Genomic DNA, 16,700 nt, shown 5'->3' with positions numbered 1-16,700 from the left:
CGTTCATATTCGTGAACCTGCTTCACGAATCTAAATTGAGGCGCCCAAGCTACGAATCGTTTCGGACGTATGTCAAGACATGGCCGATACATTGCGAGACCGTGACCGACGGCCGGGCGGCCCGTCGCGCCCGCGCGGAACGCCGTCGCCCCACCGGCGCAGGTCCGGTGGGGCGACGGCAGGGCCGAAGGAGCCGGGGTTCAGCGGACGGCGGCCGCCATGCGCCGTACGGCCTCGGTGAGGATCTCCGGCGAGGTGGCCAGATTCAGCCGCACATGCCCGGCCCCGCCGGTGCCGAAGTCGAGCCCGGAGTTGAGCGCCACCCGGCCGCGCTCCAGGAAGACCGCGGCCGGATCGTCCCCGAGGCCCAGCGCCCGGCAGTCGAGCCAGGCGAGGAAGGTGGCGTCGCCCGGCCGGTACCGGACACCGGGCAGCCGCTCGGCGAGGAGGGCGGCGAGCAGCCCGCGGTTGTCGTCGAGGCCGCCGAGCAGGGCGTCCAGCCAGGCCGTGCCCTCGCGCAGGGCGGCGGTGTGGGCGAGGACCCCGACATGGCTCGGTCCATGGCTCACCTCCTCGGGCAGCCGGGCCAGATCGGCGGCGGCCCCGGGACCGGCGACGGCCAGCGCCGCCTTGAGCCCGGCCAGGTTCCAGGCCTTGGAGGCCGACATCAGCGACAACCCGCTCTCGGCGCCCGGGACGGCGAGGTACGGCACGAAATCGGCGCCCGCGCCGGTGAGCGGCGCGTGGATCTCGTCGGCCACGACCCGGACGCCGTAGCGCCCGGCGAGCGCGGCGACGGCCGACAGCTCCCGGGCCGTGTGCACCGTGCCGGTCGGGTTGTGCGGGCTGCACAGCAGATGCGCGGCCCGCCCACCGCCCGCGACGGCCCGCCGGTAGGCCTCCTCCAGCGCATCGAGGTCGAGCCGTCCGTCCGCGCCGAGCGGCGCCTCGGCGATCCGCCGGTCCAGATGCTCGACGAACGGGAAGAACGGCGGATACACCGGCGGGTTGACGACCACCGGATCACCGGGCCCGGTCACCAGTTTCAGCATCTCGACGACGCCCAGCATCACATCGGGCACGATCGCCGTCCGCTCGACCGCGAGCCCGTCCCAGCCCCACCGCTTCGCCGCGAACGCGGCCAGCGCCTCGGCGTAGGCCGTGCCCGCCGGATATCCGGTGTCGCCGAGCGCGAGGGCCTCCGTCACCGCGCGGACGATCGGCTCGGCGAGGGGTACGTCCATCTCCGCGACCCACAGCGGCAGGACGTCGGCGGGATAGGCGCGCCACTTCATGCTCGTCCGACATCGAAGCTCGTCGAGACCGAGGGCGTGCAGCGGGTTCGGTTCACCCGGCGTCTCGTGCGGGATGCTGGTCATGGGGCACAAGATAGGGGGCTGTGGTGTGACCTGGGATCATATGAACGGGACATTCCTGGAAGTGGCGTGCGACGAATCGGGATCCGACGGGGAGAACCTCACCGGCGGGAACACGGATGTCTTCGCACACGCCAGTGTGCGGCTGCCCACGGAATACGCGGTCGCGCAGGTCCGGAGAATCCGCGAGCGCATCCGTTCGCCCGCCGAGGAGTACAAGGCGAACCACCTGCTGCGGGAGAAACACCGGCCGGTCCTGGAATGGCTGCTCGCACCGTCGGGCCCGCTCCACGGGCACGCTCATGTGCACCTCGTCGAGAAGGCGTTCTTCGTCGTGGACCGGGTCGTCGACCTGCTGCTGGACGATCCGGCGGCGGCCGTCTCCCTCTTCCGGCAAGGCAGCCGGACCTTCACCGAGGCGGAGTGGCGGACCTTCCTGGAGGCGGCCAACCGATTGCTGTGGGTGCGGCCCGAAGACGCTCCGGAAAACCCCGTCGAGTTCTTCTTCCGGACGGTCGAGGAACTGCGCCAGCGGTATGCGGGAACACCCGCGGCGAAAACACTCGCACGGCTCTCGGAAGAACGCTCCCGCGCACTCGCCTATCGCACCGGAATTCAGGCCGGGCCCTTCGTGCTCGCCCCGGTCCTCAATCCGCTGCTCCCCTCGATCCTGCGCACGGCCGCCCACTGGAGCGACGGCGGACACCCGGTCCGGCTCGTGCACGACCGGCAGAACATGCTCACCCCCGAACGGATCGCCTGGATCGAGGACACCGCCCGGCGCCGGGGCATCCGGCTCACCGGACTGCGGCTCGTCGTCGCACGGGACGACGCGCGGGTGCAGCTCGCCGACTTCCTCGCCGGCATCGCCCGCAGCATCGCCTCCGACGAGTTGGGCGGCCGCGGCGACCCCGCGCTCACCGCGCTGCTGCGCCCGTACACCGGCACGTCGGCGGTGTGGGGCGACGCCCGCAGCGGGGCGCGACTCGGCCAACCGGCGGCTCAATCCGGCGGTCCGGCACCTGACGTCAACTCCCCTGTCTAGATTGCCTGTTGACAGCGCATGACCGCGCACCGACCGCGCTCTCAGCGATCCGTCGTCCGCCCTGCCCCTGATTCCGCCGGAGCCGACCCATGACAGACACCACCCGTATCGACACCACTCAGCCGCACACCGCCCGCATCTGGAACTACTGGCTGGGCGGCAAGGACAACTACGAGGTCGACCGGACGGCCGGCGACCGCATCCGTGAGTTACACCCCGGCATCGGCGAGTACGCCCGCGCCGACCGGCTCTTCCTGGGCCGTGCGGTGGAGCATCTGGTGACCGAGGTCGGCATCCGCCAGTTCCTCGACATCGGGACCGGTCTGCCGACCGCGGACAACACGCACGAGGTCGCCCAGCGGCTCGATCCGCAGGCCCGGATCGTCTACGTCGACAACGACCCGCTGGTCCTGGCCCATGCCCGCGCCCTGCTCACCAGCACGCCCGAGGGCCGCACCGACTATCTCGACGAGGACCTGCGCAACGTCGACGCGATCCTCGAACACGCCGCGAAGACGCTGGACTTCGACGAGCCCGTCGCATTGATCCTGCTGGGCGTGGTCATCTTCATCGGCGCCGACGAGGACCCGTACGGGCTGGTCCGGCGGCTGGTCGAGCGGCTGCCGGCGGGCAGTCATCTGGTGCTGTCGCACACCATCACCAGCCCGGCGATGCCCGATGTGGACGAGGCCGTGGAGTTCTGGAACGAGCACGGCACGCCGAAGCTGACCCAGCGCACCCCCGAGGCCCTGGCGGGGTTCTTCGAGGGTCTGGAGCTGCTGGAACCGGGCGTGGTGTCCTGCTCCCGCTGGCGTCCCCAGGACACCGGGGACGGGGCCGAGCCGGCCGAGGTCGCGATGTTCGGCGGGGTGGCCCGCAGACCCTGAGGGGATCGCTCCCGCGCTGAACGCCGGCGGGCCGTCGCACGTATGAAGGTCAGGGCGCTCAACGACCGGAGAGCCCCGCGGTGTTGAGTCCGCGCGTTGAGGGTTTCGGGAGCCATGCATGAGGCACGTACGACGACGGACCGTCCGGCGAGTGACGCGGCTGGCGGCGGTCGGCGGACTCCTCCTGGGAGGGGCCATGGTCACGCAGGCGGCCATGGCGAGCGAATCACCCGGCACGTCCGCGCTGCCGCGCACCACGGCGGACTCCGCGGACTCCGTCGTCACGAACCCGGGGGCCGCTCTCGTCGACAAGCTCGGCACCGCGCGCACGGCGGGCACCTGGCTCGACTCCGAGGGGCGTCCGGTCGTCGCGGTCACGGACGAGAAGACGGCCGCCGCCGTCCAGGCGGCGGGCGCCGTGGCGAAGGTCGTCCCGCACAGCATGAACGAGTTCAAGTCGGCCGCGGCTGCGCTGCGTTCGGCGCCCAAGGTGCCCGGCACGGCGTGGGTGATGGACTACCGGAAGAACCAGGTGGTCGTGCAGGGCGACAGCACCGTGTCGGCCTCGGACTGGGCGCGGCTGACGGACACCGCCGCCGGCATCGGCAGCTTCGTGCGCATGGAGCGCACCACCGGCGAGTTCACCACCCGGATCAACGGCGCGCTGCCGATCCTGTCCACCGCCGGGCGCTGCTCGGCCGGCTTCAACGTGACCAACGGGACGAACGACTTCATCCTCACCGCCGGGCACTGCGGGCCGAACGGTTCGACCTGGTTCTCCGACAACCAGGCCAAGCAGCAGGTGGGCCAGACGGTCAACCAGAGCTTCCCCGTCAACGACTTCTCGCTGGTGCAGTACGCGAGCGGCAAGGCGGGCGCGGGCGCCGATGTGGTGGCGGTCGGCGACGGCAACGGGGTGCGCATCACGGGCACCGGTGACGCGGCCGTCGGCCAGCGGGTGTTCCGCAGCGGCAGCACCACCGGGCTGCGCGACGGCGAGGTCACCGGGCTGGACGCGACGGTGAACTATCCGGAGGGCACGGTCAGCGGGCTCATCGAGACGACCGTGTGCGCCGAACCGGGCGACAGCGGCGGCCCGATGTTCTCCGAGGGGATCGCCCTCGGCATCACCTCGGGCGGCAGCGGTGACTGCACCACGGGGGGCACGACGTTCTTCCAGCCGGTGACGAAGGCGCTGACCCAGCTCGGTGTGCAGCTGATCGTGGCGGCGCCCTCCGACAACGCCGGGGGCGGCGCGGGCACCTCGTCGACCGGCCCGAGGCCGTCCTCCTCCCCCACCCAGGCGGCCGCCGCCCCGGGCTCGACCTCGCCGGGTTCGACCACGCCGGCGACAGGTGTGGGCAGCGGTGTGGACCTCGCCGCCCGGCTCACCGACCCCAAGAACATCGGCCCCGGTCTGCTGGTCATCGCGGGCAGCATGGTCGCCCTGGTCGCGACCCGGTACATCCGGGCCGAACAGGACCGCAAGGCCTACCAGCAGTACTACTCGGCGACGTGGAGCTGAGCCGGACAGCAAGAAGGGCACCCGGTCGGGGTGCCCTTTTCGGCGGGGGAGGCTCGGCGAGCGTCAGGCCGCTTCGACCGACTGCGGGGCGGCGGCCCACTCCAGGACCAGCCGCCGGTACTCCTCGCGCTGCTCGACGCTCAGTGTCCCGCCCGACCGGAGCCACAGGGCCCTGATCTGGTCGTTCACCTCTGCGGCCGATCGCCCGGAGAGGGATTCAACAGTGGTGGACATGGTGTGAAGCTTACGGTGTCGGGGGTGAAGGCCGCGTGAGTCATCACGAACGAACCGGACATAGCGGACGTGTTGCTGGTCACGTCCAATTACCTCCCCCCGCGGGCCGGTTCAGCCCTCCGTGATCCCGCCCACAGCCCCCAGGACCAGCACCTGGATCGCCAGCACGGCGGCCCCGCGCGCCCAGTCGTGGAAGTCGGACACCTTGGTCTCCAGGGCCACGGGGGCGGCCAGCGGATGCCGATGGGCCCGGACGGTCGCCTCCACCGTCGCCCCGCCGACGTCCATCAGTCCGACGCCTTCACCGGCCAGCAGGATCTTCTGCGGCATGACGAAGTTGGCGATCTGCGCGACCAGCGTGCCGAGCGCGCGGGCCGCCTCGTCGACGACCCGGGCGGGCATGGGCTCCCCGGCGGCGGCGAGGGCGAGGATCTCCTCGTAGGTCCGCTCCCGGCCGGTGGCGGCCTGGACCTGGTAGCGGATGTTGGGGATGGTCAGCAGCGAGACGGCGCTGCCGCGTTCGCCGTCCGGGGTGAGCGGGCCGTAGGGGTTCAGGATCCAGTGCCGGCCGAAGTCGCGGTCCTCCTCCGCGCAGGGCACGCGTTTGCCGGCCAGGACCAGTCCGTAGCCGATGCCCGCGCCGATGGTGAGGACGACGAAGCGGTCGAGGCCGCGGCCAGCCCCGAACCAGGTCTCGGCCTCGACGAGCGCGGCGACGTCGTTCTCGACCACCACCGGCAGTCCCGTGCGCTCCTCGACCAGGGCGGCGAGCGGAACGTCGCGCCATCCCAGGAAGGCCGACTCCCCCACGACGGCCCGATCCTGGACCAGCCCGCCCACGCCGATGCCGATCCCCGCGAGGCGGGGGTGGGCGCCGGCCAGCTCGTCCGCCATCTCCCCCAGCACGGCGACGACCGCCTCGGGGTCGTGCGAGGCGAGCGGACGGTCATGGCGGGCGACGACCTCACTCCTGAGAGTGGTGACGACGCCGTACACCATGTCCGCGGTGATCTTGAAGCCGATGAACGAGCGGGACTCGGCGACCACATCGAGCGGCTGCGAGGGGCGCCCCTGCCGGGCCTCCGACGCGGCGCCGCCCTCGGGCGCCTCGATCAGCAGGCCCGACTCGATCAGCGGCTTGGTCAGCCGGGTGAGACTGCCCGCGGAGAGGTTCAGCCGCCGTGACAGGTCGGTGCGCGAGAGCGGGCCGTGGACGAGCACCTCGATCGCGACGGAGCGCTCCCCCGCGCTCAGCGGCAGCCAGCTGGCGGTACCTGTGGTCATGAGGGTCAGACTCCCACACGATGTCTTCTGCCCGATTTCTTTTGCCGTGAAAGTATCAAGGTCACTATAGGCAGCACCTTGGACACTCGGAAGCCCGAAGAGCCCATGGAAAAGAAAGTTCCCCTACCTCTTGACGTCTGGATTCTTTCGGCTCAAAAGTAAGTGACGCCGAGAACCAGCCGCCGAAGAGACGAGGGAGTCTCCCGATGACCATCGCGTCCAGCAGTCCCCCGTCGCGTCGAGAGGGCGGGGGCGACGGATGGCTCGCCGCACTGTTCCTGGCCCCGGCCATGCTGGGGTTCCTGGTCTTCCTGCTGTGGCCGACGCTGCGGGGGATCTACCTGAGCTTCACCCGCTTCAACCTGCTGACGCCGCCGGAGTGGGTCGGCCTCGACAACTACGACCGGATGGTCCACGACCCCATCTTCTGGGACTCGCTCAAGGTCACCGTCGAGTACGTCTTCATCAACATCGGCATCCAGACCGTCGCGGCCCTCGCCATCGCGGTGCTGCTCCAGCGGCTCACGCAGTCGGCCCTGCTGCGCGGCATCGTCCTCACCCCGTATCTGATGTCGAACGTCGTCGCCGGTCTCGTCTGGCTGTGGATCCTCGACACCCAGCTCGGCATCGGCAACGAGATCATCAGCGGGCTGGGCCTCGACCGCATCCCGTTCCTGGCCGACGAGACCTGGGCGATCCCCACCATCGCGCTGATCAACGTCTGGCGGCACGTCGGCTACACCGCGCTGCTGCTGTTCGCCGGGCTCCAGGCGATCCCGGGCGACATGTACGAGGCCGCCAAGGTCGACGGCGCGAGCGAGTGGCGGATGTTCTGGCGGATCACCATGCCGCTGCTGCGGCCGGTCCTGGCGGTGGTGCTGATCATGACCGTGATCGGTTCGTTCCAGGTCTTCGACACCGTCGCGGTGACCACCGCGGGCGGTCCGGCGAACGCCACCAACGTCCTGCAGTTCTACATCTACGGCTCCGCCTTCGGCCGCTTCCAGTTCGGCTACGCCTCGGCGATGTCCGTCGCCCTGCTGGTCGTGCTGAGCGCGATCACCATCCTCCAGTACCGGCTCACCCGGGCCGGCCGGACCGACCTCGGATGACGAAAGGAGTCACCGTGGCTGCCGTGACGACAGCGCCGACCGCACCGCCGACCACCACGACCGGCACACCGCCGGCCCGGCGCAGGCTCACCCTCGGGCGGGCCGCCGCCTGGACCGCGATGGGCGCGATCACCCTCATCACCCTGCTGCCGTTCTACTGGATCCTGCGCACCGCGCTGTCCACCAACGCGGGACTGAGCACCGACCCCACCAGCCCGCTGCCGGTGGGCCTGACCACCAGCGGCTTCGAGCGGGCCTTCGGGCTCCAGTCCGCCGAGGAGGCGATCGCGCAGGGCGGCGCGGGCGGCGGACTGGACTTCTGGCGCTATCTGCTCAACTCGGTGATCGTCTCCACGCTGATCACCGGCTGCCAGATCTTCTTCTCCGCGATGGCCGCCTACGCCTTCGCCCGGCTGCGCTGGCGCGGCCGGGACCAGGTCTTCGGCCTGTTCCTGGCCGGGCTGATGGTGCCGACCCTCTTCACCCTGCTGCCGAACTTCGTGCTCATCAAGCAACTCCACCTGGTGGACTCGCTGTTGGGCATCGCGCTGCCGAGCCTCTTCATGACCCCGTTCGCGGTCTTCTTCCTGCGCCAGTTCTTCATGAACATCCCCCGCGAGGTGGAGGAGGCGGCGCTGCTCGACGGCGCCGGAAAGATCAAGATCTTCTTCCGGGTGATCCTGCCGATGGCGTCCACGCCGGTCGTCACGCTGTCCGTGCTGACGTACATCACCTCCTGGAACGACTACTTCTGGCCGCTGATGGTCTCCTACAGCGACAGCTCGCGGGTGCTGACGGTGGCGCTGGCGGTGTTCCGCGCGCAGACCCCGGCGACCGGCACCGACTGGTCGGGGCTGATGGCGGCCACCCTGATCGCCGCGCTCCCGATGCTGGTGCTCTTCGGACTCTTCGCGCGCCGCATCGTCAGCTCCATCGGCTTCACCGGGATCAAGTGAGGGAAACCTGATGCGACTTCGTACGCTGACCGCACCGGCCGGAGCGCTGGCGCTGTCCCTGTCCTTGTCCCTGGTGAGCGGCTGCGCGAACGGCGACTCCGGCGGATCGTCCTCGGACACGGTGACGTACTGGCTGTGGGACGCCAACCAGCTGCCCGCCTACCAGGCCTGCGCCAAGGGATTCGAGAAGGCGAACCCCGGACTGAAGGTGAAGATCACCCAGTTGGGCTGGAACGACTACTGGACCAAGCTCACCGCCGGTTTCATCGCCGGCACCCAGCCGGACGTGTTCACCGACCACATCCAGAAGTTCGGCCAGTTCGTCGATCTGAAGGTGCTGGAACCGCTCGACGACCTCGGCATCGACGACTCCGCCTACCAACCGGGGCTCGCCGCCAACTGGCTGGGCCAGGACGGCCGCCGCTACGGCGCGCCCAAGGACTGGGACACCGTCGCGCTGTTCTACAACCAGAAGATGACCACGGCGGCCGGTCTCAGCGCCGAGCAGCTCAACAGCCTGTCGTGGAACCCCGAGGACGGCGGCACCTTCGAGAAGGCGATCGCCCATCTGACCGTCGACAACAACGGCAGGCGCGGCGACGAGCCCGGCTTCGACAAGGACGACGTCAAGGTCTACGGGCTGGCCACCAACGGCGGCGGCGACGCCGACGGCCAGACCCAGTGGAGCCCCTTCACCGGCTCGGCCGGCTGGAACTACACGGAGAAGGCGCGCTGGGGCACCGACTACCAGTTCGACAGCACGACCTTCCAGTCCGTCCTGAAGTGGTACTTCGGCCTGGCGGAGAAGGGGTACATGGCGCCCTTCACCGACTACAACATCCAGTCGAACCAATCGAACGCCCAGGTCGCCTCCGGCAAGGCCGCGGCCTCCTTCGACGGCGCCTGGATGATCTCCACGTACAGCGGCATGAAGGGCCGGGACGTCGCCACGGCGCTCACCCCGACCGGGCCGACCGGCAAGCGGGCCACCATGATGAACGGCCTCGCCGACTCCGTCACCAAGGGCGCCCACAACAAGGCCGGCGCCAAGAAGTGGGTGGCGTACCTCGCCTCGGACGCCTGCCAGACGGTCGTCGGGAAGTACGGCATCGTCTTCCCCGCCACCCCGGCCGGCACCCGGGCCGCCGTCGCCGCCTACCAGAAGAAGGGCCTCGACGTCTCGGCGTTCACCGAGCCCGTCGCGGACAAAAAGGCCTCTCGGACCTTCTCGTATCCGATCACCGACTACGCGGCCGACGTCTACGCCCTCATGCATCCCGCGATGGAGGACGTCTACGGCAACGGCGCGCCCGTGAGCGACCTCGACGAGGTCAACGACCAGATCAACTTCATTCTCGACCAGTGACGACACATTCCGCGACGACACATTCCGCGACGACACCTTCCATGACGACTCACCCGCTCACACCAGTAAGAAGGGGCTCCACCCACATGACGTTCTCCCTCGGCATCGTCGGCGCCGGGCAGTTCTCCGGCCAGTTCGCCAAGCTGTTCCTCGCCCACCCGGGCGTCGGCGATGTCTTCGTCACCGATCTCCTCCCGGAGCGCGCCGAACAACTCGCGGCGGCCGAGGGTCTGTCGGGGACCTTCCCCTCGTACGAGGCCATGCTGGAGTCGAAGGCGGTCGACGCGGTCGCGATCTTCACCCAGCGCTGGACCCACGGCCCGCTGGTGGTCCAGGGGCTGAACGCCGGCAAGCACGTCTACTCGGCGGTGCCCATGGCGATCACCCGGGACGAGATCGCGGCGATCATCGACGCGGTACGGGCCACCGGACTGACGTACATGATGGGCGAGACCAGCCAGTACAACCCGGCAACCGTGCACGCCCGCAACCAGATCGCCGAGGGCGCCTTCGGACGGCTCTTCTACGCCGAGGGCGACTACGTCCACGACATGGACCTGGGGTTCTACGAGGCGTACCGGTACAGCGGCGGCGAGAACTGGAAGGCGACCGCCAGCTATCCCCCGCTGCTCTACCCCACGCACTCGGTGGGCGGGGTCCTCGGCGCCTGGCAGACGCACGCGGTGAGCGTGTCCGCGATCGGGGTGAAGGACGAGCGCGGGGACGGGGTCTTCGACCGGGACGTCAGCCAGTTCGGCAACGACTTCTCGAACGCGACCGCGCTGTTCGAGGTGGCGGGCGGCGGCTCGTTCCGGACCAACGAGTTCCGGCGGGTGGGCTATCCGTCACACATCCGGGAGTCGCGGTTCCGGTTCTTCGGGACGGAGGCCAGCATGGAGCAGCTCGCCACGGTGGCGTTCTGGCAGGACAAGAAGGGGGTGCAGGACATCAGCGAACTGCTGGAGCCCAAGCCCACGATGTCGCCGGACGACCCGTCGCTCCAGCACATCGCGCCGGAACTGCGGGCCGCCTTCACCTCCGGCTCGGCCCCGGTGCACGACCGGGCGCGGCTGCCGCGCGAGTTCGACCACCTGCACAACGGGCACGAGGGCAGCCACCACTTCCTGGTGGACGACTTCGTCACCGCGGTGAACACGCGCACGCTGCCGTCGGTGAACGCCTGGGTGGCCACCCGCTACACCCTGCCGGGGATCGTCGCGCACGAATCCGCGCGGCAGGGTGGGGCCAGGCTCGCGATCCCGGACTTCGGGGACGCGCCGCAGGGCTGAGCCCGACCGGGCCTGGCCGTCGGGCCGGGCGTCGGGGCTGGACGTCGGGGCCGGGTGCCGTCAGGTGCCCGGCTTGCGGCCGTAGACGAAGACGTCGTCGCCGTTCTTCAGCAGCGACCAGTACTTCTTGGCGGCCGTCGAGGTCATGTTGACGCAGCCGTGCGAGCCCGGCGGGTTCCACATGCTGACACCGACCGAGTGGAAGGCCTGACCGCCGTCGAAGAACTGGCTGTAGGGCATCGGCACGTTGTAGATGGTCGAGACGTGGTTCAGGTTGCGCCAGTAGATCTTCTTCAGCCCGGTGCGGGTCTCGTACCCGTTGCGGCCGGTGCGGACCGGGACGGGGCCGTAGACGAGCTTGCTGCCGTCCTGGATCCAGCTCAGCTGGAGGGTGAGGTTGACGCAGGCGATACGGCCCTTGTTGGTCGGGCACGTGCCCGCCTTGTTGGGCTTGTTGCCCACCGCCTTCTGCTTGTTCATCAGGTCCATCACCCCCCAGGTGACGGGCCCGGCGTAGCCGATGTTCGGGGTGATGCCGTGCTTGGTCTGGAAGGCCTTGATGGCCTTGCAGTCGGCGCTCGACTGCTTGCCGTCGACGGGCCGGCCGAGGAACTTCTCGACCTGCTTCTGGTACGGCCCGGCCGCCGTGGTACAGCTCGCGGCCTGCGCCGGTCCCGCACCCAGCGCGAGCGTCAGCGGCGCGACCAGTCCGGTGACGCCGAGCAGAACGGCTCCTCGTCTGCGTATGTCCCCCATGGGGCTGCCCTCTCCCTGGCACAGTGGTAACGATCTCGTCCTTCTAGACCGTCCTGTACGGGCTGCGGTTGTAGACAGACTCAAGCTGTGACAGAACAGTGAACTATTTGCTCGTCCGGCCGTCGGCGGCGGTCCGGATCGCGGCAGGTCCGGTCAGATCGTGGAACTCCTGGGGCGGGAGTTCGCGCCGGGTGCGCACCGGCGAGAGGAAGACGGGCAGGAAGTTCGCCGCCAGCAGCGCGCCGCCCACCCAGAGGGCGACCCGGACGCCCGCCAGTTCGCCGATGACGCCGGAGACGGCGGCGCCGACGGCGAGCGCCCCGGTCAGCAGGAAACGGAACGTGGCGTTCATCCGGCCCAGAAGGGCGTCCGGCGTCATCCGCTGGCGCAGGCTCACGCCGAGGACGTTGTCCACGCCGGTCTTGAACAGGATCAGCACCCAGGCCGCCCCGGCGAGCCACAGCCAAGGCCCCCGGTCGATCAGGGGCACGAGCAGCGCGGCAGGCGCGAGGACCGGGCCGACGAGGCCGAGCGCCCGCCCGTGCCCGAGGCGCCCGGCCAGCGGGCGGGCGCACCAGGCGCCGAGCAGCAGACCGAGCCCGCCCGCTCCCCAGAACAGGCCCAACACGCCTGCGGACAGGTCGAGTTCACGGACGAAGAGGATCGGCAGCATGGTGGTGACGATCTGCGAGCCGAAGTTGGTGAGGGCGGCGGTCAGCGCGAGCGCGCGCAGTTCCGCGTTGCCCAGGACGTGCCGGACGCCCTCCGCGATCTGGGTGTGCAGCCGGGCCCCGGGCGACGGGTGGGGCGGGTCGTCGCCCCGTCGCAGTGCGAAGAGCTGGAGCGCCGAGACGAGGTACGCGCCGGCCGCGCACACCACGGCCACGGGCGCGGTGAGCAGTTGGACGAGTCCGCCGCCCGCCCCGCGTCCGGCGATGTTGCCCACCGCCTGGAGGCCGACGACGGCCGAGTTGGCCCGTACGAGGGCGGCAGGGCCGACGAGTTGGGGCAGCGCGCTCTGCGAGCCGACGTCGAAGAACACGGTCGCGCACCCGTTGAGCAGGACCACCGCGTACAGGTGGACGAGGGTGAGCGCGTCGAGCTGCCAGGCGACGGGCACCGAGAAGAAGAGCGCGGCCCGGGTCAGGTCGGCGACGGTCAGGATGCGGCGGTGCCGCAGCCGGTCCACCCAGACCCCGGCCGGCAGCCCGATGAACAGGAACGCCACCGTGCTCAGCGTGGCCAGGGCGCCGATCTGCCCGGGGCTCGCGTCGAGCGCGCTCACCGCGACGAGCGGCACCGCGACATAGCTCACGTTGGTGCCGAGCTGGCTCAGTGCGGTGGCCGAGAACAGGACGCGGAAGTCGCGGACGCGCCAGGGCGAGGCGGTCGGCTCGGTGGGGGTCTGCACGGTTGAACGCTGCCCGACGCGCTCCCGGTACGACAAGTGAAAAGATCTGCACGCACTGTTAAGCGCCGCTACGCCGACGGCTACGCGTACGGCTGCGCCTAAGCCTCAGCGATAGCCGGTGGTGTTCGCCGGCTTCCCCGGGTCCTGGACCTCGACCATGTAGCGCCAGGCGTCCGGGCGGCTGCCGTCGACGTCGGTGAAGCCGTAGACCTGGGCGAGGCCGCCGCTGGAGAGGGACTGCCCGTTGTAGCGGGCCACTTCGGGGTCGGCGGCGAGCGCGGCGACGGCCCGGCCGACATAGCGGGGCGTCTCGGAGATGGCGAAGTGCGGGATGCGTGCGATGGCGTCGCGCCAGTTGTCCTCGCGGACGCCGAAATGTTCGAGCATCATCTCCGAGCGCAGCCAGCCCGGGGTGAGCGCCACGGCGGTGGCCCCGCGCGGGCCGAGTTCATGGCCGAGGGCGAAGGCCATCCGCAGCACGGAGGACTTGGCGAGGTCGTAGAAGAAGTTCACGCGGTAGGTGTCGCGGTTGTAGTCGCCGGTGCCGTCGGTCATCTCGACGACCAGGCCGCCCGGCCGGCGCATCAGGAGCGGGAGGGCGTGATGGCTGGTGACGGCGTGGGTCTCCACGGCGAGCCGGAGCAGCCGCAGCCCGTTGTCGAGGTCGTGCTCCCAGAGGGGGGTGTCCCATTCGAAGAGGTTCTCGCCGCCCCAGACGTCGTTGACCAGGACGTCGAGGCGGCCCTGTTCGGCGGCGATGCGGTCGACGAGGGCGCGGACCTGGGCGGGGTCGAGATGGTCGGTGGGCACGGCGACACCGCGGCCGCCCGCCTCGGTGACGAGGTCCGCGGTGTCCTCGATCGTCTCGGGACGGTCGTACTCGGAGCGCCGTTCGCGGGTGCTGCGTCCGGTCGCGTAGACGGTCGCGCCGGCCGCGCCCAGTTCCACGGCGATGCCCCGGCCCGCTCCCCGGGTCGCCCCCGCGACCAGTGCGACCTTGCCTTCAAGACTGACTTGCGGACTGCCTTGCGGACTGACTTGCGGACTGCCTTGCAGCGGTGCCGACATGTCCGGCCTCCTTCGCGTGATCCCTCGGTGTCCGTTCTCACCGAGGGTCGCGCGCAAGCCGGACATCTACTGTCGCCATTCCCGGGAAGTCACCCGGTGGGGCGCAGCCGGGCGTCGAGTTCGCCGTCGTCGGCCACGAACCAGAGCTGGCGGCCGTGGTTCGACTCGCGCACGAAGTCCTGGAGGGCGGAGCTCTCGGCGAGGTGCCCGGAGATGTCTCCGACGACGGCCAGCCGGATGCGGTAGTTCGCGAACTTCTGCACGACCGCGCCCGCGACCCCGGAGCGGAGCCGGAAGAACTCCGTCCCGCAGCGCTCCGCGGGGATCACGACGAGTCCCGCGTCGTGTCCCATGGCGTCGCCGATGAGATCGAGCGCGGCGCGCTCGCCGTCGAGCGCCGGCCCCTCGGGGGCGCAGCGCAGGACGCGGGTGTCGTGCAGGGTCACGAGTGTGGTGGTCATGCCGGTGAGACTACGGTCGGCCGAAGGCGCGGTGCCTCCCGGTTTTCCGCCCCCGTGCCCACCGGTTTCAGGTCAGTGCCCCCGGGCGATCCATTCCTCCAAGTGGGGCGCCTCCGCGCCGATGGTCGTGCTTTCGCCGTGTCCGGTGAGCACCTTGGTCTCGGGCGGCAGGGCGAGCAGCCGGTCCTTGATGGAGGTGATGATCGTCGGGAAGTGGGAGTAGGAGCGGCCGGTGGCGCCGGGGCCGCCGTGGAAGAGGGTGTCGCCGGTGAAGAGCACCCCGAGTCCGGGCTCGTACAGGCAGACCGCGCCGGGCGCGTGCCCGGGGGTGTGCAGGACGGTGAGGTCGGCGCCGGCGGCCTCGATGACCTGGCCGTCGGCCAGATGGGCGTCGGGCTCGCGGTGCGGGTGGGTGAGCTTCCACAGCGGCAGGTCGTCGGGGTGCAGCCAGATCGTGGCGCCGGTCGCGTCGGCGAGGGCCGGCGCGGCGGAAACATGGTCGTTGTGGGCGTGGGTGCAGATGATGCCGGTCAGTCGGCGGTCGCCCACGGCGGCGAGGATGGCGTCGGCGTCGTGGGCGGCGTCGATGACGATCGCCTCGTGGTCGTCGCCGACGATCCACACGTTGTTGTCGACGTCCCAGGTGCCGCCGTCGAGGCTGAACTGACCGGAGGTGACGAGGTGTTCGATGCGCGCGGTCATCACAGCACCACCACCGAACGCAGCACGTCCCCGTGGTGCATCCGCTCGAACGCCTGCTCCACCTGGTCCAGTTGGATGGTCTCGGTCACGAACGCCCCGAGGTCCAGGCGGCCTTGGAGGTGCAGGTCGATGAGCATCGGGAAGTCGCGGGAGGGCAGGCAGTCGCCGTACCAGGACGACTTGAGCGCGCCGCCGCGGCCGAAGACGTCCAGGAGGGGCAGTTCGAGCTTCATCTCCGGCGTCGGGACGCCGACCAGGACGACCGTGCCGGCCAGGTCACGGCCGTAGAAGGCCTGCCGGTAGGTCTCCGGGCGGCCGACGGCCTCGATGACGACGTCCGCGCCGAACCCTCCGGTCAGTTCACGGATCGCCTCGACGGCGTCCGTGTCCTTGGAGTTGACGGTGTGCGTGGCGCCCATCGTCTTCGCCGTCTGCAGCTTGCGGTCGTCGATGTCGACGGCGATGATCTTCGCCGCGCCGGCCAGGCGCGAGCCCGCGATCGCCGCGTCGCCGACCCCGCCGCAGCCGATGACCGCGACCGTGTCGCCGCGGCCCACGTTGCCGGTGTTGATCGCCGCGCCGATGCCGGCCATCACCCCGCAGCCCAGCAGCCCGGCCACCGACGCCGACACCGACGGGTCGACCTTCGTGCACTGTCCGGCCGCCACCAGCGTCTTCTCCGCGAAGGCTCCGATGCCCAGCGCCGGGGACAGCTCGGTGCCGTCGGTCAGGGTCATCCGCTGCTTGGCGTTGTGGGTGTCGAAGCAGTACCAGGGGCGGCCGCGCAGACATGCCCGGCACTGCCCGCACACCGCACGCCAGTTCAGGATCACGAAGTCACCGGGAGCGACGTCGGTGACGCCCTCGCCGACCGACTCCACCACGCCCGCCGCCTCGTGCCCGAGCAGGAAGGGGAACTCGTCGTTGATCCCGCCCTGCTGGTAGTGCAGGTCGGTGTGGCAGACACCGCAGGCCTGCACCTGCACCACGGCCTCGCCGGGACCGGGGTCGGGGATCACGATGGTCTCCACCCGCACCGGCTCGTTCTTCCCCGGCGCGATCACTCCGCGCACTTCCTGCGGCATGGGCTGCCCCTTTCATCGGCGTCGTCCGTCGTCCCAGGTCCCGACCCTACGCGACCCGACGGGACGGGTGCGGCCGGTGTGACCGGACGTGCGTGGGGGCCGCCCGGTCGTCCGGACGGCCCCCACGGGCAGTGGCGCCAAGC

At 70.3% G+C, this 16,700-nt stretch carries 16 protein-coding genes; 7 read left to right on the top strand and 9 right to left on the bottom strand.

All coding sequences use genetic code 11. From position 1 onward, the window contains the following. Positions 1-200: 200 nt before the first annotated feature. Positions 201-1,379: a MalY/PatB family protein gene (locus ACWCPF_RS14640; RefSeq protein WP_451045366.1), complete on the bottom strand. Its 1,179-nt coding sequence runs from the start codon at positions 1,377-1,379 to the stop codon at positions 201-203. A 40-nt stretch (positions 1,380-1,419) separates the two neighbouring features. Here ACWCPF_RS14640 and ACWCPF_RS14635 point away from each other — a divergent pair, with 40 nt between their 5' ends. From ACWCPF_RS14635 to ACWCPF_RS14625, 3 genes are all read left to right on the top strand, one after another. Further along, positions 1,420-2,421: a hypothetical protein gene (locus ACWCPF_RS14635; RefSeq protein WP_451045365.1), complete on the top strand. Its 1,002-nt coding sequence runs from the start codon at positions 1,420-1,422 to the stop codon at positions 2,419-2,421. 89 nt (positions 2,422-2,510) lie between these two features. Then, a complete protein-coding gene (locus ACWCPF_RS14630; protein ID WP_451045364.1) occupies positions 2,511-3,308 on the top strand; it encodes an SAM-dependent methyltransferase in 798 nt (265 codons plus the stop codon). A gap of 118 nt (positions 3,309-3,426) precedes the next feature. Continuing rightward, on the top strand, positions 3,427-4,833 hold the full coding sequence (locus ACWCPF_RS14625) for a S1 family peptidase (protein WP_451045363.1): 1,407 nt from the start codon (positions 3,427-3,429) through the stop codon (positions 4,831-4,833). Positions 4,834-4,896: 63 nt separating this feature from the next. Here ACWCPF_RS14625 and ACWCPF_RS14620 read toward each other — a convergent pair whose 3' ends face one another. Together ACWCPF_RS14620 and ACWCPF_RS14615 are read right to left on the bottom strand one after the other, a co-directional pair. After that, positions 4,897-5,067: a hypothetical protein gene (locus ACWCPF_RS14620; RefSeq protein ID WP_451045362.1), complete on the bottom strand. Its 171-nt coding sequence runs from the start codon at positions 5,065-5,067 to the stop codon at positions 4,897-4,899. A 111-nt stretch (positions 5,068-5,178) separates the two neighbouring features. Next, positions 5,179-6,351, bottom strand: a complete 1,173-nt coding sequence (locus tag ACWCPF_RS14615) for an ROK family protein (RefSeq protein WP_451045361.1) — start codon at positions 6,349-6,351, stop codon at positions 5,179-5,181. Between the two features lie 206 nt (positions 6,352-6,557). Here ACWCPF_RS14615 and ACWCPF_RS14610 point away from each other — a divergent pair, with 206 nt between their 5' ends. The 4 genes from ACWCPF_RS14610 to ACWCPF_RS14595 all read left to right on the top strand — a co-directional run bounded on the left by ACWCPF_RS14610 (position 6,558) and on the right by ACWCPF_RS14595 (position 11,074). Beyond that, positions 6,558-7,463: a carbohydrate ABC transporter permease gene (locus ACWCPF_RS14610; RefSeq protein ID WP_451045360.1), complete on the top strand. Its 906-nt coding sequence runs from the start codon at positions 6,558-6,560 to the stop codon at positions 7,461-7,463. A gap of 14 nt (positions 7,464-7,477) precedes the next feature. Continuing rightward, a complete protein-coding gene (locus ACWCPF_RS14605) occupies positions 7,478-8,419 on the top strand; it encodes a carbohydrate ABC transporter permease (RefSeq protein ID WP_451045359.1) in 942 nt (313 codons plus the stop codon). 10 nt (positions 8,420-8,429) lie between these two features. Further along, positions 8,430-9,785: an ABC transporter substrate-binding protein gene (locus ACWCPF_RS14600; RefSeq protein WP_451045358.1), complete on the top strand. Its 1,356-nt coding sequence runs from the start codon at positions 8,430-8,432 to the stop codon at positions 9,783-9,785. Between the two features lie 86 nt (positions 9,786-9,871). Further along, positions 9,872-11,074: a Gfo/Idh/MocA family protein gene (locus ACWCPF_RS14595; protein ID WP_451045357.1), complete on the top strand. Its 1,203-nt coding sequence runs from the start codon at positions 9,872-9,874 to the stop codon at positions 11,072-11,074. A 60-nt stretch (positions 11,075-11,134) separates the two neighbouring features. On the opposite strand, the gene ACWCPF_RS14590 is transcribed toward ACWCPF_RS14595, so the two are convergent. The 6 genes from ACWCPF_RS14590 to ACWCPF_RS14565 form a co-directional block, all read right to left on the bottom strand. Beyond that, positions 11,135-11,830, bottom strand: a complete 696-nt coding sequence (locus ACWCPF_RS14590) for a L,D-transpeptidase family protein (protein ID WP_451045356.1) — start codon at positions 11,828-11,830, stop codon at positions 11,135-11,137. Positions 11,831-11,933: 103 nt separating this feature from the next. Beyond that, the gene (locus ACWCPF_RS14585) at positions 11,934-13,241 is read right to left on the bottom strand and encodes an MFS transporter (protein ID WP_451045355.1); all 1,308 of its coding nucleotides are present in this window, start codon (positions 13,239-13,241) and stop codon (positions 11,934-11,936) included. Between the two features lie 105 nt (positions 13,242-13,346). Then, positions 13,347-14,309 (bottom strand): SDR family oxidoreductase, encoded by a 963-nt coding sequence (locus ACWCPF_RS14580; protein ID WP_451045354.1) that lies wholly within the window; start codon positions 14,307-14,309, stop codon positions 13,347-13,349. A gap of 89 nt (positions 14,310-14,398) precedes the next feature. Next, a complete protein-coding gene (locus ACWCPF_RS14575) occupies positions 14,399-14,770 on the bottom strand; it encodes a DUF4180 domain-containing protein (RefSeq protein ID WP_451045353.1) in 372 nt (123 codons plus the stop codon). A 72-nt stretch (positions 14,771-14,842) separates the two neighbouring features. Beyond that, on the bottom strand, positions 14,843-15,472 hold the full coding sequence (locus ACWCPF_RS14570) for an MBL fold metallo-hydrolase (RefSeq protein ID WP_451045352.1): 630 nt from the start codon (positions 15,470-15,472) through the stop codon (positions 14,843-14,845). Continuing rightward, positions 15,472-16,557 carry an S-(hydroxymethyl)mycothiol dehydrogenase gene (locus ACWCPF_RS14565; protein ID WP_451045351.1) on the bottom strand — a complete coding sequence of 362 codons (1,086 nt, stop codon included), beginning with the start codon at positions 16,555-16,557 and terminating at the stop codon, positions 15,472-15,474. Before ACWCPF_RS14565 ends, ACWCPF_RS14570 begins: the two co-directional genes overlap by 1 nt. Positions 16,558-16,700: the final 143 nt, after the last annotated feature.

The sequence above is a fragment of the Streptomyces sp. NPDC001858 genome (genome assembly GCF_053594615.1).
This window is presented reverse-complemented; position numbering and strand designations above follow the sequence as displayed.

Coding starts and splice junctions, on each gene's coding strand:
- ACWCPF_RS14640 (WP_451045366.1), bottom strand. CDS start 1,379: ATGACCAGCATCCCGCACGAGACGCCGGGTGAACCGAACCCGCTGCAC.
- ACWCPF_RS14635 (WP_451045365.1), top strand. CDS start 1,420: ATGAACGGGACATTCCTGGAAGTGGCGTGCGACGAATCGGGATCCGAC.
- ACWCPF_RS14630 (WP_451045364.1), top strand. CDS start 2,511: ATGACAGACACCACCCGTATCGACACCACTCAGCCGCACACCGCCCGC.
- ACWCPF_RS14625 (WP_451045363.1), top strand. CDS start 3,427: ATGAGGCACGTACGACGACGGACCGTCCGGCGAGTGACGCGGCTGGCG.
- ACWCPF_RS14620 (WP_451045362.1), bottom strand. CDS start 5,067: ATGTCCACCACTGTTGAATCCCTCTCCGGGCGATCGGCCGCAGAGGTG.
- ACWCPF_RS14615 (WP_451045361.1), bottom strand. CDS start 6,351: ATGACCACAGGTACCGCCAGCTGGCTGCCGCTGAGCGCGGGGGAGCGC.
- ACWCPF_RS14610 (WP_451045360.1), top strand. CDS start 6,558: ATGACCATCGCGTCCAGCAGTCCCCCGTCGCGTCGAGAGGGCGGGGGC.
- ACWCPF_RS14600 (WP_451045358.1), top strand. CDS start 8,430: ATGCGACTTCGTACGCTGACCGCACCGGCCGGAGCGCTGGCGCTGTCC.
- ACWCPF_RS14595 (WP_451045357.1), top strand. CDS start 9,872: ATGACGTTCTCCCTCGGCATCGTCGGCGCCGGGCAGTTCTCCGGCCAG.
- ACWCPF_RS14590 (WP_451045356.1), bottom strand. CDS start 11,830: ATGGGGGACATACGCAGACGAGGAGCCGTTCTGCTCGGCGTCACCGGA.
- ACWCPF_RS14580 (WP_451045354.1), bottom strand. CDS start 14,309: ATGTCGGCACCGCTGCAAGGCAGTCCGCAAGTCAGTCCGCAAGGCAGT.
- ACWCPF_RS14575 (WP_451045353.1), bottom strand. CDS start 14,770: ATGACCACCACACTCGTGACCCTGCACGACACCCGCGTCCTGCGCTGC.
- ACWCPF_RS14570 (WP_451045352.1), bottom strand. CDS start 15,472: ATGACCGCGCGCATCGAACACCTCGTCACCTCCGGTCAGTTCAGCCTC.
- ACWCPF_RS14565 (WP_451045351.1), bottom strand. CDS start 16,557: ATGCCGCAGGAAGTGCGCGGAGTGATCGCGCCGGGGAAGAACGAGCCG.